19 protein-coding genes are annotated in these 23,347 nt (G+C 67.7%); 7 read left to right on the top strand and 12 right to left on the bottom strand.

The window, feature by feature from the left end:
• Positions 1 to 72: 72 nt before the first annotated feature.
• Positions 73 to 2,484, bottom strand: a complete 2,412-nt coding sequence (locus IPK85_16175) for a DUF1592 domain-containing protein (GenBank protein MBK8248918.1) — start codon at positions 2,482 to 2,484, stop codon at positions 73 to 75.
• Between the two features lie 192 nt (positions 2,485 to 2,676).
• Between IPK85_16175 and IPK85_16170 the strand changes: the two genes are divergently transcribed.
• Positions 2,677 to 3,060: a DUF4168 domain-containing protein gene (locus tag IPK85_16170; protein MBK8248917.1), complete on the top strand. Its 384-nt coding sequence runs from the start codon at positions 2,677 to 2,679 to the stop codon at positions 3,058 to 3,060.
• On the top strand, positions 3,060 to 3,518 hold the full coding sequence (locus tag IPK85_16165; GenBank protein MBK8248916.1) for a hypothetical protein: 459 nt from the start codon (positions 3,060 to 3,062) through the stop codon (positions 3,516 to 3,518). The genes IPK85_16170 and IPK85_16165 overlap by 1 nt, the downstream gene beginning before the upstream one ends.
• Here the strand turns inward: IPK85_16165 and IPK85_16160 are convergent.
• Genes IPK85_16160 through IPK85_16140 form a run of 5 tightly spaced genes read right to left on the bottom strand, consistent with a single transcriptional unit; the run spans position 3,500 to position 8,627 of the window.
• On the bottom strand, positions 3,500 to 4,651 hold the full coding sequence (locus IPK85_16160) for a CoA transferase (GenBank protein ID MBK8248915.1): 1,152 nt from the start codon (positions 4,649 to 4,651) through the stop codon (positions 3,500 to 3,502). The two genes, IPK85_16165 and IPK85_16160, sit on opposite strands and share 19 nt — an antisense overlap.
• A complete protein-coding gene (locus tag IPK85_16155; GenBank protein MBK8248914.1) occupies positions 4,648 to 5,133 on the bottom strand; it encodes a MaoC family dehydratase in 486 nt (161 codons plus the stop codon). Before IPK85_16155 ends, IPK85_16160 begins: the two co-directional genes overlap by 4 nt.
• On the bottom strand, positions 5,130 to 6,050 hold the full coding sequence (locus IPK85_16150) for a CoA ester lyase (protein MBK8248913.1): 921 nt from the start codon (positions 6,048 to 6,050) through the stop codon (positions 5,130 to 5,132). Before IPK85_16150 ends, IPK85_16155 begins: the two co-directional genes overlap by 4 nt.
• Before the next feature lie 2 nt (positions 6,051 to 6,052).
• Positions 6,053 to 7,213, bottom strand: a complete 1,161-nt coding sequence (locus IPK85_16145; GenBank protein MBK8248912.1) for an acyl-CoA/acyl-ACP dehydrogenase — start codon at positions 7,211 to 7,213, stop codon at positions 6,053 to 6,055.
• Between the two features lies 1 nt (position 7,214).
• A complete protein-coding gene (locus IPK85_16140; protein ID MBK8248911.1) occupies positions 7,215 to 8,627 on the bottom strand; it encodes an MmgE/PrpD family protein in 1,413 nt (470 codons plus the stop codon).
• A gap of 99 nt (positions 8,628 to 8,726) precedes the next feature.
• On the opposite strand from IPK85_16140, the gene IPK85_16135 reads away from it, so the two are divergent.
• Positions 8,727 to 10,982, top strand: coding sequence for a S9 family peptidase (locus tag IPK85_16135; GenBank protein ID MBK8248910.1), 2,256 nt, complete (start codon positions 8,727 to 8,729; stop codon positions 10,980 to 10,982).
• Entirely contained in the window at positions 10,979 to 12,007 is a 1,029-nt protein-coding gene (locus IPK85_16130) for a hypothetical protein (GenBank protein ID MBK8248909.1), read from the top strand. Before IPK85_16135 ends, IPK85_16130 begins: the two co-directional genes overlap by 4 nt.
• Positions 12,008 to 12,156: 149 nt before the next feature.
• On the opposite strand, the gene IPK85_16125 is transcribed toward IPK85_16130, so the two are convergent.
• Positions 12,157 to 13,065, bottom strand: a complete 909-nt coding sequence (locus tag IPK85_16125; protein ID MBK8248908.1) for a hypothetical protein — start codon at positions 13,063 to 13,065, stop codon at positions 12,157 to 12,159.
• Positions 13,062 to 14,993 (bottom strand): hypothetical protein, encoded by a 1,932-nt coding sequence (locus IPK85_16120; GenBank protein ID MBK8248907.1) that lies wholly within the window; start codon positions 14,991 to 14,993, stop codon positions 13,062 to 13,064. The genes IPK85_16125 and IPK85_16120 overlap by 4 nt, the downstream gene beginning before the upstream one ends.
• Before the next feature lie 168 nt (positions 14,994 to 15,161).
• Here IPK85_16120 and IPK85_16115 point away from each other — a divergent pair, with 168 nt between their 5' ends.
• The gene (locus IPK85_16115; protein ID MBK8248906.1) at positions 15,162 to 15,794 is read left to right on the top strand and encodes a DUF2239 family protein; all 633 of its coding nucleotides are present in this window, start codon (positions 15,162 to 15,164) and stop codon (positions 15,792 to 15,794) included.
• Positions 15,795 to 15,797: 3 nt separating this feature from the next.
• Positions 15,798 to 17,171 (top strand): MATE family efflux transporter, encoded by a 1,374-nt coding sequence (locus tag IPK85_16110; GenBank protein MBK8248905.1) that lies wholly within the window; start codon positions 15,798 to 15,800, stop codon positions 17,169 to 17,171.
• Between the two features lie 56 nt (positions 17,172 to 17,227).
• Here IPK85_16110 and IPK85_16105 read toward each other — a convergent pair whose 3' ends face one another.
• From IPK85_16105 to IPK85_16090, 4 genes are all read right to left on the bottom strand, one after another.
• On the bottom strand, positions 17,228 to 17,686 hold the full coding sequence (locus IPK85_16105; protein MBK8248904.1) for a hypothetical protein: 459 nt from the start codon (positions 17,684 to 17,686) through the stop codon (positions 17,228 to 17,230).
• Positions 17,687 to 17,730: 44 nt separating this feature from the next.
• Entirely contained in the window at positions 17,731 to 18,156 is a 426-nt protein-coding gene (locus IPK85_16100; GenBank protein MBK8248903.1) for a cbb3-type cytochrome c oxidase subunit I, read from the bottom strand.
• A gap of 156 nt (positions 18,157 to 18,312) precedes the next feature.
• Entirely contained in the window at positions 18,313 to 20,256 is a 1,944-nt protein-coding gene (gene thrS, locus IPK85_16095; GenBank protein ID MBK8248902.1) for a threonine--tRNA ligase, read from the bottom strand.
• A gap of 42 nt (positions 20,257 to 20,298) precedes the next feature.
• Entirely contained in the window at positions 20,299 to 20,439 is a 141-nt protein-coding gene (locus tag IPK85_16090) for a hypothetical protein (protein MBK8248901.1), read from the bottom strand.
• A gap of 94 nt (positions 20,440 to 20,533) precedes the next feature.
• Here IPK85_16090 and IPK85_16085 point away from each other — a divergent pair, with 94 nt between their 5' ends.
• Entirely contained in the window at positions 20,534 to 23,302 is a 2,769-nt protein-coding gene (locus IPK85_16085) for a valine--tRNA ligase (GenBank protein ID MBK8248900.1), read from the top strand.
• Positions 23,303 to 23,347 lie beyond the last annotated feature (45 nt).

Genomic DNA, 23,347 nt, shown 5'->3' with positions numbered 1-23,347 from the left:
CCCGGCCTTCGCTGGGGAACGGCTGGCGCGACAACAGGGAGCTCCGTCCTTTGCCGGGTGACGGGGCGGTCATCATGGACTGGTGACCTTCGCGTCGGCCACCGGCTCCGAACGCTGCATGCGGAACGCGGGGCTGTTGATGATCCCCATGATGTAGGCGGACATCTTGTGGTCCTTCTGTTCCGCCGCGCGCACGATGCCGCGAATCGTCGGCATGTCGTGCGCCTCGACGCGCCGCCCGACCGCATACGCCATCAGGTTGCGGGTAAAGGTGCGGAGCAGCACTTCCTTGCGCTTGGTCAGCGCGGTCGACAGGTCCGAGAGGCTCTGGGCCTGGCTCCCGTCCCACAATTCGCCGCGAGGGTCGACGGGGGTGCCGTTGTCCCGCGCACGCCAGCGGCCCGTCGCATCGTAATTCTCCAGGGCGACGCCGATCGGGTCCATCATCTTGTGACACGAGGAACATGCCGGGTTCTTGCGGTGCTGCTCCATCCGCTCACGCACGGTCAGGATGCGCGCCCCGTCGTTCCCCGGAGTCGCCTCGAGGTCCGGCACTCCCGGTGGCGGGGGCGGCGGGGGTGAGTTGAGCAGCACCTCCATCACCCACTTCCCGCGCTCGACCGCCGAGGTGCGCGTCGCATGGGAGGTGAGGGTGAGGACAGAGGAATGTCCGAGCACCCCGCGCCGACTATCGGTGTACTTCACCTTCCGCCACTCATTCCCCGCCACGCCTGGCATCCCATAGTGCTCGGCGAGGCGTCCGTTCATGTACGTATAGTCGGCCGTGTACAACTCCATCGCGCTCTTGTCCTCGTCGACCAGGCTCTTAAAGAAGAGCTCGGTCTCCTTGCGCATCGCGTCGCGCAGCTGCTCATCAAAGTCCGGGTACTGGCGGACGTCCGGTTGGACCATCGCCAAGTCCGGCAGGCGCAGCCACTGCGCCGCGAACCGCGTGGCCAGCGCCTCGGCGCGGGGATCGGCCAGCATGCGCTTCACCTGACGCTCCAGCACTACCGGGTTCGACAACCGACCGGCTGCTGCGACCGTCACCAACTCACGATCGGGCGGCGAGGCCCACAGGAAGAAGGCAAGTCGCGACGCCAGGTCCACGTCCCGTAACTTCCAGGCGCTCCCCGCCTTCGCGGTGGCCGGCGCCCGCTCGAAACGGAAGTAGAAGTCCGGTGACGCCAGGATGCCCTCGAGCGCGTTGCGGACCCCGTTCTCAAAGCCTCCGTTGCGTGCCCCGTCATCGTAGAGGGCCAACAGGGCGGCGATATCCTTCTCGACCACCGGCCGACGATACGCCTGCGTGGCCAGGCGCGTGAGGATCGTGCGCGCACACGGACGCGTTGCCGTCGCGCTGGACGGCTTGCAGGTGAAGATGTGGCGCCGCACCGGCGTCTCGGAAACCCCGGTCGTCTGCACCGGACCATTGATCACCAAGTCGCGCAGGTGCGGCAGGAGCGTGAATCCGTACGCCGTGGCGTTGGAGGTGCTGTTCAGTGACCACTTGAGCGGGGAGATCAGGTCCTGCACCACCCCCTGGAACGCTGGCGGGATGAACGCGGCGGACACCCGATGCGGACCCGCTGTCACCTTCACCGGATCGGTCGCCATGGACACCCCGTTGGGATCCGAGGCATGCATGTGTCGATCGATGTGCACCAGCGCGACGCGCTCTCCGTCAATCGAGACCTCGATGGCTTCTCCCCGCACCAGGCCCCCAGCGTACGCGCCGGTCGTCTCGTGGAAAAAGTTCAAGGTGAACGCGTAGAGGCCGTCCGCCGGAAAGACATGCACCTCGGAGACTCCGCCGCGCGTCCCGTACGGCGCGCCCTCGACGTGGTCAACCTGCGAGGCGGTCCGCGGCACGGTCAGCGTGGCTGCCGCCGAGGTCGCGCGCGGATTCCCCACGGCCATCCAACTGATGTCCGATGCGGCGCGGAGGTACCCCTCCAGCAACATCGGCGAAAGCGTCTGCACGTCCGCGATGTTGTCGAAGTTCTCGCTCTTCGTGTCCGGCGGCAGGTAGGCGGACGCATCCACCTTGAGCGTCAGCAGGTCACGGATTGCGGCTTCATACTCGGGACGGTTCAGTCGCTGAAAGGTGCGATAGCCGGGATCGGGGTGCGCCATCGCCGCCGAATCCAACTGGGTCTCCAGGGCATCGATCAGCGCCGCCACCGTGTCCGCACTCGGTCGTTTGGATCCCGGCGGGGGCATCATCCCCGTCCGCAGCTTGCCGATCACCTTCTCCGCGACGTCCGCACTCTCGTGCGGGCGGGCCACGTCGAAGGATGCAAGAGTGAGGTTGCCTCGCTTAAGGCGATCCGAGTGGCACCCCTGGCAATACTGCTTGACGACCGCATTCAATTCAGGGGCCGTGAACCTGATGCTCGTCGCTGGCGCCGGGCGAGCCACACCGAGGTCCGGAATGAACAGGAGCGCGCCAACGGCGGCCGCGGTCGTCACGAGGGTCTTCATGCCACGCCTTGGGAGGGGTGTTCCTGGAGCCTGTCCAACCAACCGCAAAACTTCGGCCGCGGACCACGTATCCGCAAGTCGCATATAGACATATGTTGACGCCCCTCGCCACAAGCCTACATTCCGCTCGAACCACGAATCGGGCGTCCGAACCTTCCCGGCGGCCCGCTTCGGGGGCACCCCACCCAGCCCATGCGCGGCCTCCTCCTGCTCTGCTTGACGGTCGTCACCCCCGTCCTCGCCCCGTCCAGTGCCGACGCCCAGGCGGGCGCGACTGTCACCACCCAACCGGACTCCATGACCGCTTTCGCCAAGGCCTGGGTCGCCGTGACCGAGATCCGGGACAAGGCGCATGCAGAAATGGCCAATCCCCGGACCAAGAAGCTCGAGGACCAGGCGCGGATGCGAGAGCAGCTCCGCAAGGACATCGCCGCCGCGCTGAAGGCACACGGGCTCACGCAACAGTCCTTCGACCGTCTCACCATGCTGGTCAGCGCGGACGACGGCCAGCGAAAGACGTTCGAGGCCATGGTCGCCGAGCTGACGAGCAAGAAACCCACCCCAACGGTCCCCTGATGCGTCCCACCTTCGTGGTTCTCGCCCTCGCCCTGGCGGCGGCAGCCCCAGCAGAGGCCCAGCCGGGCAATCCGAGGTTCGGACGCTGGAAGCTCAAGAGCGACGCGCCGGCCCCGAGTTCGAACATCATGACCTACGAGCCCCACGGGGCCGCCGGCATGAAGGTGACCATCCAGTCCGTGAGTGCGCGCGGTGATACTACCACCTGGTGGTACACGACCGACTTCGACGGCAAGGACATGCCGGTGACGGGAAACCGCGGGCAGACCCACGCCGCCGTCATTCGGATCACCGACCGGATCAACGAGATCGTGAACAAGAACAACGGCAAGGTCACGCAGTTGCTCACGAATGTGCTCACGCCCGACGGTAACACCATCGCCGTGATGTACATGCGGGACGACGGCACGGGAAAGACCACCGGGGTGACCTTCGCGACCTACGAGCGCCTGCCCTGAGCCTCCAGCGCGCCGAGCACGGCCTGCGTCGCCTCGCCTAACGCCGGCACGCGCCCCATGGGTGCATCCACCCCTGCGATGTTGTGCGGCGGACGCAGGGCCGGGAGCATCCCCGACGGGCTATCCACCGTCACCCAGCGGTCGCGCGCCACGAGTTGCGGGTGCGCCGCGACGGCCGGCACATCATTCACCCGCGCACTGGCCAACCCGGCCGCATCGAGCCGTTCCACGACGGTGTCCACAGTCAGCTCGACGAACGACGCCTCGATCAGGGCCTCGAGCAGCCCCCGGTTGGCCAGGCGCACGGCGTTCGTCGCGAAGCGTGGGTCGTCGGCCAGCTCGGCCTGCAGCAGCACCGCCGTCGCCAACCGACGAAACTCCCCGTCACTCTGGATGGCGAACAACACGTCGCCGTCGGCGCAGGGATACGCGCCGTATGGCACGATCATGTTGCGACGGATTCCTGTTCGCGCGGGCACGCGACCGGCGCCGAGCCAGCTGTAGAGCGGTGGAGTCATCCACTCGGTCATGCATTCAAACATCGAGATGTCGATGCGGCTCCCTTCCCCGGTCTGCGCACGGCGTAACAGCGCCGCGAGGATACTCGAGTAAGCGTACATCCCGCTCCCGATGTCCGCGATACTGATCCCCACCTTGGCCGGTGCCTCCGGCGTGCCGGTCATCGAGACGATCCCCGCCTCGGCCTGGACCAGCATGTCATAGGCCTTCCGGTCGCGATACGGCCCATCCGGCCCAAACCCGGAGATGCCTACCCAGACCAGCCGCGGGGCGTCGGCCCGCACCGCGTCATAGCCCAGTCCCAATCGCTCGATGGCCCCGGGGACCAGATTGTGCACGAAGACGTCCGCGCCCCGCACCAGCGTACCCAGCTGCGATCGCCCGGGCTCGGCGCGAATATCCAGCTCCACACTGCGCTTGCCGCGGTTGAGCCAGGCAAAGTAGGCCGACTCTCCGTGCATCACCTGGTCATACCCGCGCGCAAAGTCCCCCTCGCCCGGGCGCTCGATCTTGATGACGTCCGCGCCCAGGTCGGCTAACTGCCGAGTGCAGAACGGCGCGCTTACCGCCTGCTCGACCGCGATGACGCGTAGCCCCTCGAGGGGACGCGTCACCCGGCGACCACCGGGTTGGGGCGCTCCGGGGCGTGGCCGCGCTTGTACACCATCACGCTGCGCCGGAACTCGATGACCACGGTGCCGTCCTGCTTGTACCCGGTCGACTTCACCTCGACGATCCCCATGTGCGGGCGCGACCTGGAGTCGCGCTTCGAGAGGACCTCCGACTGCGCGTAGATCGTGTCGCCCTCGAAGACCGGGTTGGGCAGCGTCACCTCCTGCCAGCCCAGGTTGACGGCGTTCCGCGAGATGTCACTCACCGACAGGCCCACCACGAGCGCGAGGGTGAAGGTGGAGTTCATCAGCGGCTGCCCGAACTCGGTCTGCGCAGCATAATGTCGATCGAAGTGGATCGGGTTCGAGTTGTTGGTGAGCAGGGAGAACCAGGTGTTGTCGGTTGCGGTTACCGTGCGTCCCAGCGGGTGGCGCAGGATGGCGCCAACCACAAAGTCCTCATAACATCGGCCGGATTCGCTCATTGGGCGGCTCCCAGGGTGATGGCGTCGTGCGTCGAGAGGATGGTGCGGGCCATCCGCACGTTCACCGCATCGATCATGACCCCGTTGATCCCGGCGGCGCCCTGCCCGCCCACCTGAGCCGCCTCCCACGCCGCCACGACCTCGCGAGCACGCGTGACTTCCGCTTCGGACGGGGAAAAGACGGAGTTCGTGACGGCGAGCTGGGCCGGATGGATGCACTGCTTGCCGTCGAAGCCCATCGCGCGCGCCAGGCGACACGCCTCCTTGAGCCCTGCACTGTCCGTGTAGTTGGCGTAGGGACCATCCCAGCAGGCCAGTCCGTGCGCACGCGCGGCGGCGACGATCGCATGCATCACCGCGTGCCAGCGGTCGCCGGGCACCGCAGCGTCGAACTCATCTCGCATGCCGATGTTGGCCAGCGGCATGCGCATCGAGGCGGCGTAGTCCCCCGCCCCGAAGACCAGGGTCGTGAGCCGCGGCGAGGCGCCCGCGATGGCATTCACGTGCACGAACCCCGCGGCGGACTCGATCTGCGCGATGATCCCCACGCGCCGCGGGCTCGTTGCCGCAGCGTCCAGCTGGTTGAGCAGCGCGTCCACAAAGTGGATGTCGCGCGCGGCCCCAGCCTTGGGCAACATGATGGCGTCCACGCGGCCGGCCGCGCCGTCCATGACGGCGAGCAGGTCGCGGGCCGCCCACGGCGTATCGACCGCATTGACCCGCACGATCCGCAGCCGTCCCCCAAAGTCCAGCTCGCGCAGGGCCCGCACCGCCTCGCCGCGCGCCTCCGCCTTGAGCGCCGGCGCCACCGCGTCCTCGAGGTCGAGGCACACCGCATCGGCGGCACTCCGCGCCGCCTTCGCCATCATCGCCGGCTGCGTCGCCGGGACAAACAACATACTGCGTGTCAGGGTCATGGTCAGAACGAACGGGGCATCCCGAGCACGTGTTCGCCCAGGTAGGAGAGGATGAGGTTGGTTGAGACCGGCGCCACCTGGTAGAGCCGCGTCTCCCGGAATTTGCGCTCCACGTCGTATTCCGCGGCAAAGCCGAACCCCCCGTGGGTCTGCAGGCAGGTGTTCGCCGCTTCCCACGAGGCGTCCGCCGCCAGCAACTTCGCCATGTTGGCTTCGGCCCCACACGGCCGACCCGCATCGAATAGCGCCGCCGCCTCGTACCGCATCAGGTCGGCCGCGCGCACGTTGGCATACGCCCGGGCGATCGGGAACTGGATCCCCTGGTTCTGCCCGATCGGCCGCTCAAAGACGACCCGCTCGCTTGCGTACTGACGCGCCCGGTCCAGGAACCAGTAGCCGTCCCCAATGCACTCGGCGGCGATGAGGATCCGCTCGGCGTTCATCCCGTCCAATATGATCCGAAAGCCGTCGCCCTCCCGGCCAACCAGGTTCTCCGCCGGGACCTCGACATCCTCAAAGAAGAGTTCGTTCGTCTCGTGGTTCACCATGTTCTCGATCGGGCGAATGCGCAGCCCGCGCTCCGTCGCCCCCCGCACGTCCACGAGAAACACAGACAACCCCTGTGAGCGCTTGGCGACCTGCTCGATGGGTGTCGTGCGGGCCAGCAGCAGCATGAGGTCGCTGTGCTGCACGCGCGAGATCCACACCTTTTGGCCATTCACCACGTACCGGTCGCCGCGCCGCACCGCGGTGGTGCGCAACCGCGTCGTGTCCGTCCCACTGGTCGGCTCTGTGACCCCAAACGACTGGAGCCGCAGTTCCCCACGCGCGATGGCCGGCAGGTATTTCGCCTTTTGTGCATCGGACCCATGCCGCAGGACAGATCCCATCGTGTACATCTGCGCGTGGCACGCCCCGCTGTTCGCCCCCGAGCGATTCACTTCCTCGAGGATCACCGAGGCCTCCGTGAGCGACAACCCGCTTCCCCCGTACGCCTCCGGGATGAGCGCCGCCAACCAGCCCGCCCGCGTCAACGCGTCGACAAACTCCACCGGATACCCGCGCTCGCGCTCCACACGCTGCCAGTACGCCCCGTCGAACGGCGCACAGGCGGCACGCACCCCTTCGCGAAGGGTGTGGTGATCGGCGGCTCTCGGATTGATCTCAGCCACGGCGCGCCGTGAGGTCGACAATCGCCGTCATCAGCCTGCGCGTATGGCTCCTCATGTCCCGCGCCTCGCGAAGGCCGTCGACCCAAGCCAGGGCAGCCTCCGGGATTCCCGACCTGAACCGTGCGGCCAACAGTGCCCGCGCCTTCTCCCTCAGCACGTCGGTCGAGACGGGGTGCTCCGGATTGCCGCGCGGGAATGCCGACTCGCGTTGCTCGCGCCGTCCGTCCGCGTGCACAAAGGTCACACGCGTCCCCCACTCGGCCGGGTATCGCGACGTGAGGTCCGGAGCGACGCGGACCCGGATCCGCTCCAGCAGCGCGGCAGCGTCCACCTCCACGACCCCATCGGGCCCGAACCGCAACGCCCCGAACTGTCCCAGGCCCACCTGGCCTTCGAGCAACGCCACCGCGACCACATAGGCCAGGGAAAACTTGGCCTGGTACGGCGTCTTCGGATTAGCCTCCTTCACAATCTCGTAGCCGGGCCCATAGGTCTCGACGATCACCTCGTGCAGGTCGGCCACGGCTTCCGACCCGCTCCATCCCCAGGCGGCCCGCTGCTCCAGCGCCACGTCAATCGCGGAGTGCGTGTGCCCACAACAGGCATGCAGCTTGTAGCAGTTCTCGGTCACCTTCCAGTGCGTGCCTAACGCCTCCGTGATGCGTGTGGGATCGGCCGCCTGGGCGGTGGCACGGAAGAAGCCGCGCTCTCCCTCGAGAATGCGCGACGCGCCCGTGAACTGCACATGCGCCAGATCCGCGGCGAGCACGCCGTTCATCGCCGCCTTTCCCGGGTGGAGGTGCTTGCTCATGGACCCGTCGGCGTTGAACTCCCACAACCCGCTGGCCTGCGTCCCGGCGCTCCCCAGCGCATCGCGTACGCCGGTCGCGTCGAGGCCGAGCAGCGAGGACGCGGCAGCCGCCGCCCCGAACGTCGCCGCGGTTCCGGTGGGATGCCAGAACCGATAGTGACTCGGGTTCACCGCCTCGCCCACGCGCAGCGCGACGTCGTACCCGAGCGCAACCGCGAGCAGGAACGCCTCACCGGACGCCCCTTCCCGCTCCGCCATCGCGAGGGCCGCCGGAATCACCGGGGCCGCCGCGTGCAAGGTTGAGCCCTTGTGCACATCGTCGAGTTCGAGGATATGCGACGCCACACCGTTCGCCAGGGCGGCCCCCGCGGCAGAACTCCGCTCCGCCGGAAAGACACTGCACGCGTCCGAGTCGCCAAGTTGCTGTACTACCCGTCGGCCCAGGATCGCCGGTCGTTCGAGGGAGCCGGCCAACGCGCTCCCGAGCCATTCGAGCACGGCACGCTCGCAGTGCGATACCACTTCGGACGGCAGGTCGCCAAAGTGGGCACGGGACACAAATTCGGCGAGTCGCTGGGTTGCACCATCGGGCATGCGGCGAATCTACGGCGCGATCCCGACCCCCGCAGCATACGTCGACCGTTGTGTCGACTGGTCCCGCGTACATCTTGTTGGCGTCCCCTGCCCTCTGCCATGAGATCTTGCCTCCATGCTTTCGTCGGCCTCGCGACCATCGGTACCGTGGGTACAGCCCAGTCGCCTGCCACCATCGACCAGTTCATGGCCCCCGCGGCCCCACTGGAACTCGTCAGTGCACGCAAGGCCGATCGGGTCGCCTGGATGGCGTATGAACGTGGCATGCGCAACGTCTACACCGCGGCCGCCCCATCGTGGACGCCGGTGCGACTGACACGCTTCCTCGAGGATGACGGGATCGACCTCACCAACGTGGAGATCTCGGACGATGGTAGCACGATCGTGTTTGTCCGCGGCTCGGCACCCAACCGGCTCGGCTGGGTCGCCAACCCATCACACGATCCTGATGGCGGTGAACGCGCGATCTGGGCTGTGCGCGCGGCCGGCGGACCCGCCTGGAAGGTGGTTGCCGGCGGTGACCCCGAGCTGTCCCCCGACGGACGGTGGGTGGCGTTCCTCAAGGAGGGACAGGTCTATGCGGCCACCACGGCGCGCCCCGCCACCGACTCCATCTCGCGCGGCCTCAAGCCGCTGGTGAAGGCCTGGGGGACCCAGCGTTCCCCACGCTGGTCGCCCGACGGCAGCAAGCTGGCCTTTGTCAGCGTCCGCCAGAACCACTCGTTCATCGGCGTCCTTGACGTGAAGGCACGGCAGGTGCGGTACCTGGCGCCGAGCGTCGACTACGACGATGCACCGGTGTGGTCGCCCGACAGCCGCGAGGTCGCCTTCACGCGGCGCCCCGGACAGGCGTTCGGGCAGCAGGCGCAGGTGGGGATCGGGAGCATCGGGAACCCCTCCGGTCCCGGCGCGCCGGGCCCGGGCAACTCGCGCGGTCCGTGCGTCGCCGCCCCAGGCGGCCAGGGGTTTGGCGGGAGCCAGGGCGCACCGGCCGCCTCGCCTGGCCGGAACGAACCCCCCGGTTTGTGCCGCGCGACCTTTGCGGGAGGACACACGTTGTCGGTGATGGTCGCCAACGCACAGACGGGCGAGGGGCGTGAACTCTGGCACAACCAGCCTAACGAGCCCACCTTCACCGCGATCAACGTGCTCGTATGGGCCGACGGGCACCTGGTCTTCCCGTTCTCGCCGGCCAACGACGAGTGGGACCGCTACTACGCGATCAACATCGCGTCGCCCCCCGCGCGACCCGTGATGTTGACCACGACCGACGGGATGATCGAGAATGCCACGAGCGCTGCCCTGTCGAAGGACGGCAAGACCCTCTTCTACTCGACCAACGCCGGTGACATCGAACGCCGCCACATCTGGGCGGTGCCGGTCGCCGGGGGCGCGCCGCGGCAGGTCACCACGGGCCGCGGCGTCGAAGCCTTCCCGCAGCCGCTGGCGAATGGCCGGCAACTCGCCGTCCTCTACTACGACTACAAGACGCCAGCAGCGGTCGCACTGGCACCGACTGCCGGTGGAGCCGCCATCCCGTTCTTCCCGAAGCTCGGCGCCGACTTCCCGAGCGAGGCACACGTGGATCCTGAAGTCGTCATCGTGAAGTCTCCCGATGGCATGGAGATCCACAACCAGCTGTTCCTGCCGAAGGACCTCAAGCCGGGCGAACGACGACCGGCGCTCGTCTTCGTCCATGGCGGCCCGGTCCGGCAGATGTTGCCAGCGTATCACTACATGCACTGGTACGCGTGGGCGTACGGGTACAACCAGTACCTCGCATCGCAGGGGTACGTCGTGCTCTCGGTGAATTACCGCAGCGGCGTCGGCTATGGCCGCTCGTTCCGGAACGCGCCCAACAGCGGCGGTCGTGGGAACGCCGAATACCAGGACGTGCTCGCCGCCGGAAAGTGGCTGCAGGCACGTCCGGACGTGGACCCGGCGCGCGTGGGGATCTGGGGCCTCTCCTATGGTGGCGTCCTCACGGCGCAGGCGCTGGCCCGCAACTCGGATGTCTTTGTTGCGGGGGCCGACCTCGCCGGTGTGCACCTCTGGGGAAGCTCGCTGGACACAGGCGCTGTCTCTTACAAGTCGTCAGCCATCGCGGCCATCGACAGCTGGAAGTCCCCGGTCTTCCTGGTGCATGGCGATGACGACCGCAACGTCGACTTCGCCCAGACGGTCGGGTTGGTCCAACTCCTCCGGGCCCGCAACATCCACCACGAGCTCATGGTCATCCCGGATGACCTGCACGAGTCGATGTTCCACGGCATCTGGATCGACACCTGGAACCGCATCACCGACTTCATGAAGCGCTTCGTGAAGGACAAGCCGGTCACGGCCACGTCGCCATGAGGCCAGCGCCCCCGGGTCCGCGCGCGTATCGCTGGCGCCGATCCGGGGCCTGGCGCCGCGCCCAGGCACGGCGCGCCACACGTTGGCTCGCCACCCTCGGCAGTGTTGCGCTGGTCGTATCGTGCGGAGCGCCCTCCTCGCGCGCTCCGCTTCCCCCCGACGCCTTCGCGTTCGGCGTGTTTGGGGACGCGCCGTACTCGACCCGCGATGTCCCGGCGTACCGTCGCGTCCTCGCCGCGGTCAACGCCAGCGACATCACCCTGTTGCTCCACGTCGGCGACCTGCTCAATGGTCCGTGCGACGACTCGGTCATCCAGGCGCGGGCGAGTGATATGCGCGCCCTGCGCCCGGCCGTAGTTTACACGCCGGGTGACAACGAGTGGGCGGATTGCCATCGCGAGAAGTCCGGGCGGTATCGTCCCCTGGAGCGCCTCGCGTTCCTCCGTGGTGCGCTCTACCCCGAGCCCGGCCACAGCCTGGGCACGGCGCCCCTCGCACTCGAGTCCCAGGCGTCAGACAGCACCTGGGCCGATATGGTGGAGAACCGGCGTTGGCGCATCGGCCATGTCGTGTTCGCCACCCTGCATCTGGTGGGCAGCGGGAACGCGACCGAGGCCTTCAAGGGCCGCACCGCGGCCGACGACAGCGCCGCCAGCCATCGCATGGCGGCCGCCCTCGCGTGGCTCGACGCCACCTACGCACGCGCGGATTCCACCGGCGCCAGGGCGGTGGTGCTCGCCTTTCACGCCAACATCGGCTTCGGCTCGCGCCGCGGCGTCAGGGATGGCTTCGAGCAGTTTGTCCCCCGGCTCCGCGCCCACGCAGCCGCGTTCCCGGGACGGACGCTCCTGATCCACGGGGACACGCATGATTTCCACTTCGACCAGACGCTGACCGACACGCTGGGGGTGCCCGTTCCCCGCGCCTGGCGCCTGGAGACCTGGGGGTCCCCAACAGTGGGGTGGGTGCGCGTCGTGATGGACTCGGTGAGCGGCGACGTCCTGGCGGTCGAGTCACGTCCCTGAACGATCCAATATTCTCGCGCAACCTGTACGTCGACGCGTCGCGCGACGTCCGCTACTAATCGGTCGTCGACGTCCTCGGTGCCGTGCGGGGGGCCGGTGTCACCGTGACGGCGGTCGCTCCCCCGTCGGCGCGTCGGGCCCCGTAGCGCCTAACGCACCCGGAGACCGATCCGGTGGGCCCCGCCCTCGCGCATCTGCTCAAACGCGTAGTCGATGGCGAACCGGTCGAGACTGAGGCCGAATCCTGCCGTCCCGGGCCCCTGGGCCTTGAGCTCGGGACGGCGGACGCCGGCGCGCAGCGCGGCCGACACCCCTTCGATCGGCACCCAGGCCAGCTCACCGCCAACCGCGCCACCGACCAACCCGTCGCGACGCACCGTCAGCCCCGCATCCACCCCGAGGTCGAACCAGGCGTTGAGCGGGAACTGCGCCCCGGACGCGCCAAGGGCCAGGCGCGTCGGCAGGGGAACGTCTGTTCGGCCGTACCGCAACGAGGGCCCGAGGTTCTGCAGCGCGATACCAAACGAGGCGAAGCCAAATTGCGCGGAGCGGGACACCCCAAGAGACACCGCGGCGGCGCCGCTGCGCGACGTCTCCACTCGCTCCTCCAGGTACGTGGCGGCCGCCCCCCAACGCATCCCCTTCCACGCGATGCTCATCGCGGCCGAGGCGGCGAGTGACGCCGCCGACCCGGCGCCCCCGTCCACCAACGGAGCGTCGCTGACGATGCCGCTGGAGGCAAACGCCGGCTGGTAGTCCAGGTAAGACACGGCCATCCCCACCCCCATGGACCCAACAGCGCCTGCGTGTCCCAGGGCACCGCCGGCGGTACCGTCGCGGTAACGCACCAGATTAATCCCCATCCCCGTCGACACACCGACGTTTGCCGGATTCATCAGCGCCCCCTCAGCGTCGCGGCTCGCGGCATTCCCGCCACCGAGGGACGCGGCTCGAGCGCCCAGCGGGAGCTGGGCCGTGAGGGGGGCGTGCATCGTGCGCTGTGCGACGCCAACGGCAGGCACCGTCGCGAGCACGAGCGCAACACATCGGCGCATCATCGGGCACCTCCGCCCATGTAGTCGGCGGGCATACGTGCAAGCCCGATGTTGTCAAGGAGAACTGTGCCGGCCTCGGTGCGGTCAAAGCGCCAGCGCACGTGACGGAGGCGCGCGGGGTCAAATCCCGGTGCGGCGGCCACCGCGTCAGCGAGCGGGACCACATACGTTTGCAGCACGATCTCGAAGGTGTTGCCGAACCGCTGCTGGTCGCGGCCGGCTCGTCGGTACACGAACGACTTGAGCGGCCGCCGGACCGCGCCATAGCGAGAGAGCGGTAATCGGGCGACGCGGCCGCCGTCGTCTTCCAACTCCACGGTGAGATCCATCGGGACGGTGTCTTCCGCGGCCTTGGGGGTGGGTGGCCGACGCGGTGTCGCACGGCGCACCGTCACCGAGTCCTTCTTCGTGGTGTCACGTGGCAACGGGCGCGGCCCCGGCTTCGCGTCGAGCGGGGCGAGAGAGAAGACAACGCTCGTGGCCGCCCCCGGGGCGAGCGCCCCGCGCAACGAATCGCCTAACGTCAGGCGATAGGTCGCCGGGGTAGCGCGGCGTGTGGTGTCCTCACCCGCCACCCGGTTGTTCCAGGCCAGGGTGACGGCGTTGTGCGCCTGGGTGTTGCCCCGACTACGGAACGGCACCGCCGCTTCCTTCCAGGTGGACAACGAATCGCCGCGCAGCGTCGCTCCCGGCCCGGCGGTCGTCACGTCCACGTCGTCCTCGTAGTCTGCGATCGACTGAAACGAGCTTTCCTGGAAGCGCGTGAGGTACATCGTCTTGGGGAGCCAGCGACCCGCTGTGCGATGATCGCGGAACATCGGGAGATAGGCGCGCCGTCCCTTCAACGTCGCTTCCAGGAACGCCGAGATGGTCACCTCGGCAAACCGTCGCTGGTCCGCCTGCGAGATGAAGCTGCGCAGGTCGAGCGAGCGACGGCTCCGCTCCCCACCATCGGTGCTCCCCCACACCGTGTTCCACTGGCCATGGTTGGCCCGGTAGACCAAAAACGCGGACTTGAAGTAGTCGCCGCGGCCGCTGAACGTCGTGCGTTCGTACTGTGTGAGGCCGTTGAAGGTCGACACGTCGCCGTCGTGGGTCCCGTGCATCAACAGGTAGTTGTAGTCCTTCAGGGGGGTCCCCTTCTCTGCCGGCCGGTATTGCCCATCAACTGGCGCGATGGCCACGAGCGACTTGATCCCGAAGTTGAAGTCGAACGTCACGGACGCGTCGTCCGGGTAGTGCGCGAGGCGATTGAACAAGCCGGCCACCGCCACCGCCTCCCCACCGCGCGAGTGACCCATCAACGCGATGTTGGTGAGGTCGACGCGCCCCCGCAGCGGCGAGTTCGTCGAGTCATTGAAGCCGCGCCAGGCCTCGAGGTGCTTGAGCAACATCCAGCCGCGGGCGTCGTTCTCACCGCGGATATTGCCGTTCAGGAAGTTCTCGTCCACCGACGCGAGGATGAAGCCGCGCGAGGCGAGCAACTCGCCGAGGTATTCGTAGCCCGGGTCGGAGTACTCTTCCATGTTGTGGTTGCCGTGCACCACGAGGACGAGCGGGTACGGCCCCGGTCCGTCGGGATACCACACGCGACCATTCACCGGCAACTTCGTGAAGTCGAATCCCCAGTACTTCTGGCGCGACTTGCCCAGCGCCGGCGTGGGCGCACTGGCGAGTTTGGCCCCGTCCACGGTGCGGGTCTTGAGGGTGACCGAGTCCCGGAAGATCGCACGCTGCCTGTCGGTGCCGGAGCCGTAGTACAGCCGGCGCACGGCCAGTGCGCCCCGCTGCGAGGGATCCGGGGCGTCGATGGCAAGGTTGGCGAGGACAACCTGAGAGTCGTCCCGCGAGAGCTTGAGCGGAGCGACAATGCAGGCGGCGGTCCCCAGGGTCAGGCCCATCAGGACCGCGGGACGAAGGAATGGGGCCATGGAGGAGTTCGGGATGTAACGTCGAGGCGTGAAGCTAGCGCGGGTTGAGACACCCTGAGTCGCCGAACGGTGCGATTCGCTTCACGAGCGGCGTCAACATTACACCCGGGTGTTATTGACTCCTTTTGACCCGGACGATATCATCACGCGCCCAATCGAATCGCCATGATGCCGTCCGAGCCAGCTCAGGCCACGAGCACCTACATCGCCTTTCACGCAGGCCAACGCATCGCGGCAGGGTCGCTCCGTGAAATCGCGTTCGCCCTCGCCCACTACCCTCCTGAGGTGCGCGGCGCCGCGCTCATCTTCGACGCCACCAGTTCGGAACCGGCCGATATCCATTTCGAGGGGGCGTTGGACGACATCCTCGAAAGTACGGCGAATCGTGAACGCGCCACGGCTGAGCGACGCACGCGGGGACGCCCGAAGCTGGGCGTCGTGGCCCGGGAAGTGACCCTGCTCCCCAGGCACTGGGAGTGGCTCAACGAACAACCAGGCGGCGCTTCGGTGGCCCTCAGGCGCCTGGTTGATGAGGCGCGCAAGGTCTCCTCCGAACGCGACATCGTCCGGCGCGCACAGGAATCGACGTATCGCTTCATGGCGGCCACGCTCGGCAATGCGCCGGGATTTGAGGAAGCGATCCGGGCCCTCTTCCAGGGGGACGCCGACCGGTTCCACACGCTCATCGTGTCGTGGCCCGCCGACCTGCGCGAACACACCCGTGACCTCGCGCGTGGCGCCTTTTGGCTCGCCACACCGGCGACGGTCGTTCCTGCGCTCCCTGACGCGACCGGAGCCTGAGCGATGCACGACCTGACCTCGGGTTCGATCCCCCGACACATCCTCCGTCTCGCGGCCCCGATGGCCATCGGGATGGTGCTCCAGACACTGTACTACCTCATCGACCTCTGGTTTGTCGCCAAGCTGGGGGATGCCGCCGTGGCCGGCGTGGCCTCCGCCGGCACGGTCCAGTTTGTTGTGATGGCGTTCACCCAGGTCTTGAGCGTCGGCACCATGGTGCTCGTGTCGCACGCGGCGGGACGCAAGGACCGGGAAGACGCCACGCTTGTCTTCAATCAGGGGCTGGGTCTCTCCCTGGGTGCGGTCGTCGGGCTCCTCATCGTTGGGTACGCCCTGATACCAACGTACGTGGGCACCCTCGCCGCCGATGCCGCGGCCATGACAGCGGGCGTCACCTACCTGCGGTGGTTCCTCCCCGCGCTCGCCCTGCAGTTCTCGCTGGTCTCCATTGGAGCCGCATTGCGCGGGACCGGGGTCACCCGTCCGACCATGGTCGTGCAAGCGATCACCGTGCTGTGCAACGCCATCCTGGCCCCGGTATTGATCGCCGGCTGGGGGACTGGGCGCCCGTTAGGCGTGGCGGGGGCTGGGCTCGCAAGTACGATCTCCGTGGCCCTCGGTGTCGCGCTCCTGCTCGGCTGGTTCCGGCGGCTGGAGACCTTCGTCCGGTTCGACCGGCACCAGCTCATGCCGCGTCGCGACGTCGTGGTCCGCATGCTGCGCATCGGCGTCCCGGCGGGCGGGGAGTTCGCCATCATCTTCATCGGAACCGGGGTGACCTACTGGATCATCCGCGGCTTTGGCCCCGAGGCGCAGGCCGGATATGGCATCGGCTCGCGGATCATGCAGGCGTTCTTCCTGCCGGCGATGGCGATCGCCTTTGCCGCCGCGCCGGTGGCGGGGCAGAACGTCGGTGCCGGACGAGCGGATCGCGCGCACGCGACCTTTCGCGACGCGGCCCTGATGGGGAGTGCCCTGATGGCGGCGCTCACCGTGTTGTGCAACGTCGCCCCGGCCTCGCTCGTGCGGATCTTCACGCCGGAGCCAGCGGTGGTTGAGGTCGGGGCGGAGTTCCTGCGGGTGATCTCGTGGAACTTTGTGGCGCAGGGGCTGGTGTTCACCTGCTCGGGGATCTTCCAGGCCTTGGGCAACACCGTTCCATCGCTGGTCGTTGCCACGGTGCGGCTGCTCACCTTTGCGCTCCCCGCGGTTTGGTTGAGTCGCCAGCCCGGGTTCACGCTGCACCGGCTGTGGCTGCTGTCGACGGTGGCCGCAGCGGCAACAGCCATCTTGAGCTTTGTGCTGGTGCGGCGGGCGCTCGTCCGGGCCACCGCAGCGCGCATGCCGGGGTTCACCGCCGTCCCCGTGGAGGGTTAGGCGACTCGATCAGAGGCGGTGGGGGGCGGTGCGGAGTTGCCGCCCACCGCAGTCGGCTACGGGACCTTGACCTCGTTGACCACGACGTCCCAATGGTCCTCCAGGAGGGCGAATCGCGCAGCCTCCTCGGCGTCGAAGCGCGTAGCGTCGCGATACAAACGATTGCGCGCCACGCTCCACAGGCGATCCCACTCCGGATCCGAGATCGCCGCGGCCGCATCGCGGAACACGATGGTCACCCGCAGGTCCCAGCAAGGCCCGCCCGCCAGATGGGTGAAGGGCTCCTCAACACGCACGCTCTTGATGAAGCCGAGGGTCTCCATCTCGCGCAGGAGTGGGGCGTGGTTCTTCGCGTAGAGGCGCTTGAACTCGTCCACGGATCCCCACTTGATCCGAGAGTAGTACTCCATCGTGACGGGCACCGCCACCGCTGAAGCTGGACCCGACTGGCCCTGGACCGGCTGACCAACCGCGAGGAAGGTGAAGCTTGCCAGCAGAATCGTCGGCCAGCGCATGAAACCTCCAGAAGAAAACGGCGACACGCCGCTGAGGCGCGTGGTCACGCGGGTCCCGCCGACCTGATGCGGGTCCACATCGTGCGGAAGAATAGCAGGAGCCCGGCCACCTGAAGCAGGCCGGCACTCACCAGCGCCGTCCGCCACGCCACGGACGGTGTGGCACCAAGGCCCACCTCGAGCGCGACCCGCAGGGCGGTGCCTCCGGCAATGCCCCACCAAGCCACGTCCGCCAAGGCGGGGCGAAACACCGTGTCGCCAGCCCGGGGACGCGGAAACATCCACAGGGCGACCCCAGTGATCATCAACATCACGAACCCCACAAGGAGGGCGTGGGTGTGCGCGCTGCGGATGCGTGGAGGAAGCCAGCCCCCGAATTCGCGCGCGACGAGCATCCACGCGCCGAGGAGTAGTCCGATCACGAGAAACGCAATCGCTGCACGAAGGTAGCGGCGGACGAGCGGATTCATCGGAGCGGCTGAGGTCCGTGCGGCCCCCAGCTCAACGACGCTCGACCGGAAGCAGCCACTACCGCCATCCCGATGAACCCCAGCCCCAGAGCGACTGGGCGCGTCCCCGGCGCCACGTACCCCGTGCCGCCCGCCGGACCCGGCGCGGGACGGCGTCTAACTCGACGGAGCCGATGCGGTTGCGACATTTCCCAGCGAGCGCGACCGGACATCCTCCAGCACACGCGCGATGAAGGCGTCGACCCCAACAACTTCCTGCTTCTTCCCCTGTCCGCGTTCCCGCACGGCCAGGGTCCCGGCCTCGGCCTCACGCTTTCCGATGACGGCCATGTACGGCACCTTCATCATCTCGCCTTCGCGAATGCGGTAGTTGAGCGTGTCGCTGCGCGCGTCCATGTGCGCCCGGATCCCCGCGGCCTTCATCTTCGCGGTGACTTCGGCCGCCACGGGCGCCAGGTCATCGGAGATCGGCAGCACCCGCACCTGCTCCGGCGCGAGCCATACTGGGAACGCCCCCGCGAAGTGCTCGATCAGGATCGCCATGAAGCGCTCGATCGACCCGCTCACCGCCCGATGGATCACGACCGGCCGGTGGCTGGTGTTGTCCTCGCCCACGTACTGCAGGTCGAATCGCTCCGGCGCGGCGTAGTCGAGCTGGATCGTTCCCAACTGCCAGGCACGACCTAACGAGTCCTGCACATCGAAGTCGATCTTCGGCCCATAGAACGCCCCATCGCCCGGCTTCAGCTCGTACGGCTTCCCCGTCGCCTTGAGCGCGCTTTCCAGCGCGCGCTCGGCGCGGTCCCACATCTCGTCGCTGCCGATCCGCACCTCGGGCCGTGTCGCGAACTTGATCCGCGCCTCGAGCCCGAAGGTCGCATAGTGCCCGAGGATGAAGTCCATGAGGAAGCGCACTTCCTCGTCGATCTGCGACTCCATCAGGAAGACGTGGCAATCGTCCTGCGAGAACTGTCGCACCCGCGTCAGCCCGGACAGCGCGCCGGTCAGCTCATTGCGGTGCAACACGTCAAAGGTGACGTACCGCAGCGGCAACTCCCGATACGAGTGCTTCTTCGCCCCGTACAGCACATAGTGCGACGGGCAGTTCATTGGCTTGAGCGAGCTGTCGAGTTCCTCGGTCTCCTTGTTGTGGATGAGGAACATGTTCTCGCGGTACTTCCCCCAGTGCCCGGATTGTTCCCACAGCATCTTGTTATAGATGAGTGGCGTACGAATCTCCTGAAATGCCTCGCGCTGCCGGTCACGGACAAAGTCCACGAGCGTGTTGTACATGGTCGTCCCGCGCTCGGTCCAGAAGGCTGACCCCGGTGACACCTGGGAGAACATGAAGAGGTCGAGCGTCTTGCCCAGCACGCGATGGTCGCGGCGCTTGGCCTCCTCGATGCGAAAGAGGTGCTGCTCGAGGTCTTCCTTCTTCCAGAATGCGGTGGCGTAGATGCGCTGCAGCATCGGGCGCCGCTCATCGCCGCGCCAGTAGGCCCCTGCGGTGTGCAGGAGCTTGAAGTGCTTGAGGTAGCTCGTGTCCGGCACGTGGGGGCCGCGACAGAGGTCGATGAACGGGCCGTCGGTGTACGTGGAGATGACTTCGTCGGCGCCGAGGTCCGCGATGCGCTCGAGCTTGAGCGGGTCGTCGGAGAAACGACGATTCGCCTCCACACGATCGATCTCCTCGCGGACGAACGGGTACTTCTCCGCCACCACCTTCCGCATCTCGGCCTCGAAGGCCTCGACGTCCTCTGGCGTGAACGGCTTCTCGACCCCGAAGTCGTAGTAGAAGCCGTCGTCGATGGCCGGGCCGAAGCCGATCTGGGCATCCGGGCGCAACCGACGCACCGCAGTGGCGAGGATGTGGGCCCCGGAGTGCCGCAAGACGGCGAGCGACTCGGGGTCTCTCTCCGTCAACACGCGGAAAGCACCACCGCGCCGCAGGGGCGTCCCCAGGTCGACCGTCTCTCCCTCCACCACCACGGCGATCGCCGCCTTGAGGAGTCGTTCGCCAATACTGGCCACTACGTCGCGGGCCGGCGTACCCGCCGGGACCTCGCGGCGTGCACCATCGGGAAGCGTGAGGACGATCATGATCGGGGACGAGCGGGAAACGGGAGACCCGCGGCGCCACGCCTACGCGCGGGCGACGAGGGCCGGGGGGATGTCGTTGACGTGATGGAGGGCGAAGTAGACCCCGCCCAGCAGTAGCGCGACCACTATGGCCCACGCCAGCCACCAGGCGACCCCACGCGTCGACGGAGCAGTGCCGGTCACCCTGCAACATAGCAAGGCCCGGCGAAAAGCGGCACGCACGGCCGTTCAAGTACCGCCAACCGAACTCAGGGCATGATGGTGTAAATTGCCCGTCATGGCCGACCCCCAGACCCCCGAGCTGCCCCCGCAATTCGACCACGCGACGCGGGAACGCGAGATCTATGACCAGTGGGAGCGCGCAGGCGCCTTCACCGCCGCCGCCGAGCGATCGGCGCGCGCGGGAGGCAGCCGTGCGCCGTACGTCATCGTCATCCCGCCCCCCAACGTCACGGCCGTGCTCCACATGGGGCATGGGCTGAACAACACGGTCCAAGACGTGGTCATGCGCTGGCGACGCATGTGCGGCGACGAGGCCCTATGGGTGCCCGGCACCGACCACGCGGGGATCGCCACGCAAAACGTCATCGAGAAACAGCTGGGGCGCGAGGGCAAGACGCGCTTCGACGTGGGCCGCGATGCCTTCATCCAGCGTACCTCGGCCTTCGTCACCGAGACCGGGGGGACGATCCTCCAGCAACTGCGGGCCATCGGCGCCTCCGCCGACTGGACCCGCACGGCCTACACCCTGTCGCCCCAACTCTCGCGTGCGGTTCGCGAGGCGTTCGTCCGGCTGTATGAGAAGGGGCTGATCTACCGGGGGCACCGCGTGATCCACTGGTGCCCGCGCTGCCTCACGTCGCTATCCGACGAGGAGGCCGAGCACCACGAGAAGGACGGGAAGCTCTATCACATCAGCTACCCGCTCACCCCGATCAACGCCAACGAGGCCCCGCGCAGCATCACGGTGGCGACCACGCGTCCCGAGACGATGCTCGGCGACGTGGCGATTGCCGTGCACCCGGACGATCCGCGCTACCAGGACCTCATCGGACGGACGGTGATGCTGCCGATCTCCAATGTCGAGATCCCGATTGTCGCGGACACCTACACAGATCCTGCCTTTGGCTCTGGCGCGGTCAAGATCACCCCGGCGCACGACCACAACGACTTCGAGGTCGGCCAGCGCCACGCCCTCCCGATGCCCGTCATCATGTCGCCCACCGGCGAGATGCGCGAGATGGCCGATGCCGCCGGACGCGTCCCTGCCGACCTGGTGGGGCTCGATCGCGCCAATGCGCGCCGAGTGATCGTGGGCCAGCTCGAGGCGATGGGCGCGCTGGTCAAGGTCGAGCCGCATCATCACTCGATCCGCCAGTGTTACCGTTGCGACACGGTCGTCGAGCCGCGGCTCTCCGAGCAGTGGTTCGTCAAGATGAAGCCGCTCGCCGAGCCCGCACTCAAGGCCGTGCACGATCGCACGATCCGCATCCTGCCCGAACGGTGGGAGGCGGTCTACGTGAACTGGCTCGAGGGGATCCGCGATTGGAACATCTCGCGCCAGCTCTGGTGGGGGCATCGCATCCCGGTCTGGTATTGCGACGGGTGCGGCAAGGTCACCGCGAGCCGGACCGATGTGGCGACCTGCCCTGCCTGCTCCGGCCCGGTCCGCCAGGACGAAGATGTCCTTGACACCTGGTTCTCGTCCGGCCTCTGGCCCTTCTCCACGTTAGGCTGGCCCGACGATTCCGCGGACCTCAAGGCGTTCTACCCGACCGACCTCCTCGTGACCGCCCCGGAAATCCTGTTCTTCTGGGTCGCCCGGATGATCATGACAGGGTACGCGTTCATGGGCGAAGCGCCGTTCCACTCGGTGTACCTGCATGGGACCGTGCGGGACACCAACCACGTGAAGATGTCGAAGTCCCTGGGGAACGGGATCGACCCGCTCGACGTGGTGGCCGCCTACGGAGCGGACGCGCTGCGCTACACGGTGATTGCCGGCATGGGACTCGGCGCCGACACCATCCTCGACCCGCGTGACCTGGAACGTTCGTTTGCCCCCGGGCGCAACTTCGTGACCAAGCTCTGGAACATTGGCCGCTTCTTGCTCACCAACGTGGGCTCGGACCCGGTCTCTCCCATGGCAACGGTCGCTCCCGGCGCACTCACCAGCGCCGACCGATGGATCCTCGGGCGGCTCGACGCCGCACTGGCCAGCTGCAACGCGTCACTTGGGCCCGCACGACCGACGCGTGCGACCTGGGAACCGCACGAGACCTACGCCGGCCTTCGGTTGAACGAGTACACCGAGGCCGCGCGCGCTTTCGCCTGGAGTGAACTCGCTGATTGGTACCTCGAGACGGTCAAGTCGCGGCTCGCGAGCCCAGGGCCCGATCGCGAGGTGGCACGTGCCGTCCTTGTGCATTGTTTTGACCGCGCGCTGCGCCTCCTGCACCCCATCGTCCCGTTCGTCACGGAAGCGCTCTGGCAACAGCTCCCGGTCCCGGGCAAGCCGTCCGATGGCTTTCTGGCCACCGCGACCTGGCCGGTGACCGATGGCCTCCCCGAAGGCGCGCTCGCCTTCGAGCGCGTGCGCGAGGCAATCACCGCCATCCGGAAGATCCGCGCGGACTACAACATCACACCGGGCAAGTCCGTCCAGGCGATGATCAAGCCCGCGGGTGATGACGCGGCCGTCGTCTTCCGGGCGGAACAGTCGACCATCGAACGACTCGCCCGCTGCTCCCTCGTCGTGGTGGACGTCGCACCAGCGGGCGCCGCGGCACACGAGGTCCTGGCCGACGGGTCGGAAGTGATCCTCCCCTTGGAGGGGATGATCGATGTGGCCAAGGAGGTCGCACGCCTGACCACGGAGCTGGAAGGGCTCGACAAGCAGCTCACGGCCCTGCGCGGTCGCCTGGCGAACGAGAGCTTCGTGTCGCGGGCGAAGCCGGAGATTGTGGAGGCCGAACGGCAGAAGGAGCGGGAGTGGACGGAGCGGCGCGCGCAGCTCGCCAGCAAGATCGCCTCGTTCGGCGGTTAAACCGGTGGCGGGCCCTTTGCCGGATCGACGGGGTACTGGGGAGCA

The sequence above is a fragment of the Gemmatimonadota bacterium genome (assembly GCA_016712265.1).
In the GTDB taxonomy this organism is placed as follows: Bacteria; Gemmatimonadota; Gemmatimonadetes; order Gemmatimonadales; family Gemmatimonadaceae; genus RBC101.
The sequence above is the reverse complement of the archived record's forward strand: the minus strand, read 5'-3'. Positions and strand labels throughout refer to the sequence as shown.

Bases quoted from the DNA above. Each gene is read 5' to 3' on its own strand.
- IPK85_16135 (MBK8248910.1), top strand. From the start codon at position 8,727: ATGAGATCTTGCCTCCATGCTTTCGTCGGCCTCGCGACCATCGGTACC.
- IPK85_16175 (MBK8248918.1), bottom strand. From the start codon at position 2,484: ATGAAGACCCTCGTGACGACCGCGGCCGCCGTTGGCGCGCTCCTGTTC.
- IPK85_16140 (MBK8248911.1), bottom strand. From the start codon at position 8,627: ATGCCCGATGGTGCAACCCAGCGACTCGCCGAATTTGTGTCCCGTGCC.
- IPK85_16110 (MBK8248905.1), top strand. From the start codon at position 15,798: ATGCACGACCTGACCTCGGGTTCGATCCCCCGACACATCCTCCGTCTC.
- IPK85_16085 (MBK8248900.1), top strand. From the start codon at position 20,534: ATGGCCGACCCCCAGACCCCCGAGCTGCCCCCGCAATTCGACCACGCG.
- IPK85_16115 (MBK8248906.1), top strand. From the start codon at position 15,162: ATGCCGTCCGAGCCAGCTCAGGCCACGAGCACCTACATCGCCTTTCAC.
- IPK85_16170 (MBK8248917.1), top strand. From the start codon at position 2,677: ATGCGCGGCCTCCTCCTGCTCTGCTTGACGGTCGTCACCCCCGTCCTC.
- IPK85_16165 (MBK8248916.1), top strand. From the start codon at position 3,060: ATGCGTCCCACCTTCGTGGTTCTCGCCCTCGCCCTGGCGGCGGCAGCC.
- IPK85_16155 (MBK8248914.1), bottom strand. From the start codon at position 5,133: ATGAGCGAATCCGGCCGATGTTATGAGGACTTTGTGGTTGGCGCCATC.
- IPK85_16150 (MBK8248913.1), bottom strand. From the start codon at position 6,050: ATGACCCTGACACGCAGTATGTTGTTTGTCCCGGCGACGCAGCCGGCG.
- IPK85_16125 (MBK8248908.1), bottom strand. From the start codon at position 13,065: ATGATGCGCCGATGTGTTGCGCTCGTGCTCGCGACGGTGCCTGCCGTT.
- IPK85_16100 (MBK8248903.1), bottom strand. From the start codon at position 18,156: ATGAATCCGCTCGTCCGCCGCTACCTTCGTGCAGCGATTGCGTTTCTC.
- IPK85_16130 (MBK8248909.1), top strand. From the start codon at position 10,979: ATGAGGCCAGCGCCCCCGGGTCCGCGCGCGTATCGCTGGCGCCGATCC.
- thrS (MBK8248902.1), bottom strand. From the start codon at position 20,256: ATGATCGTCCTCACGCTTCCCGATGGTGCACGCCGCGAGGTCCCGGCG.
- IPK85_16105 (MBK8248904.1), bottom strand. From the start codon at position 17,686: ATGCGCTGGCCGACGATTCTGCTGGCAAGCTTCACCTTCCTCGCGGTT.
- IPK85_16120 (MBK8248907.1), bottom strand. From the start codon at position 14,993: ATGGCCCCATTCCTTCGTCCCGCGGTCCTGATGGGCCTGACCCTGGGG.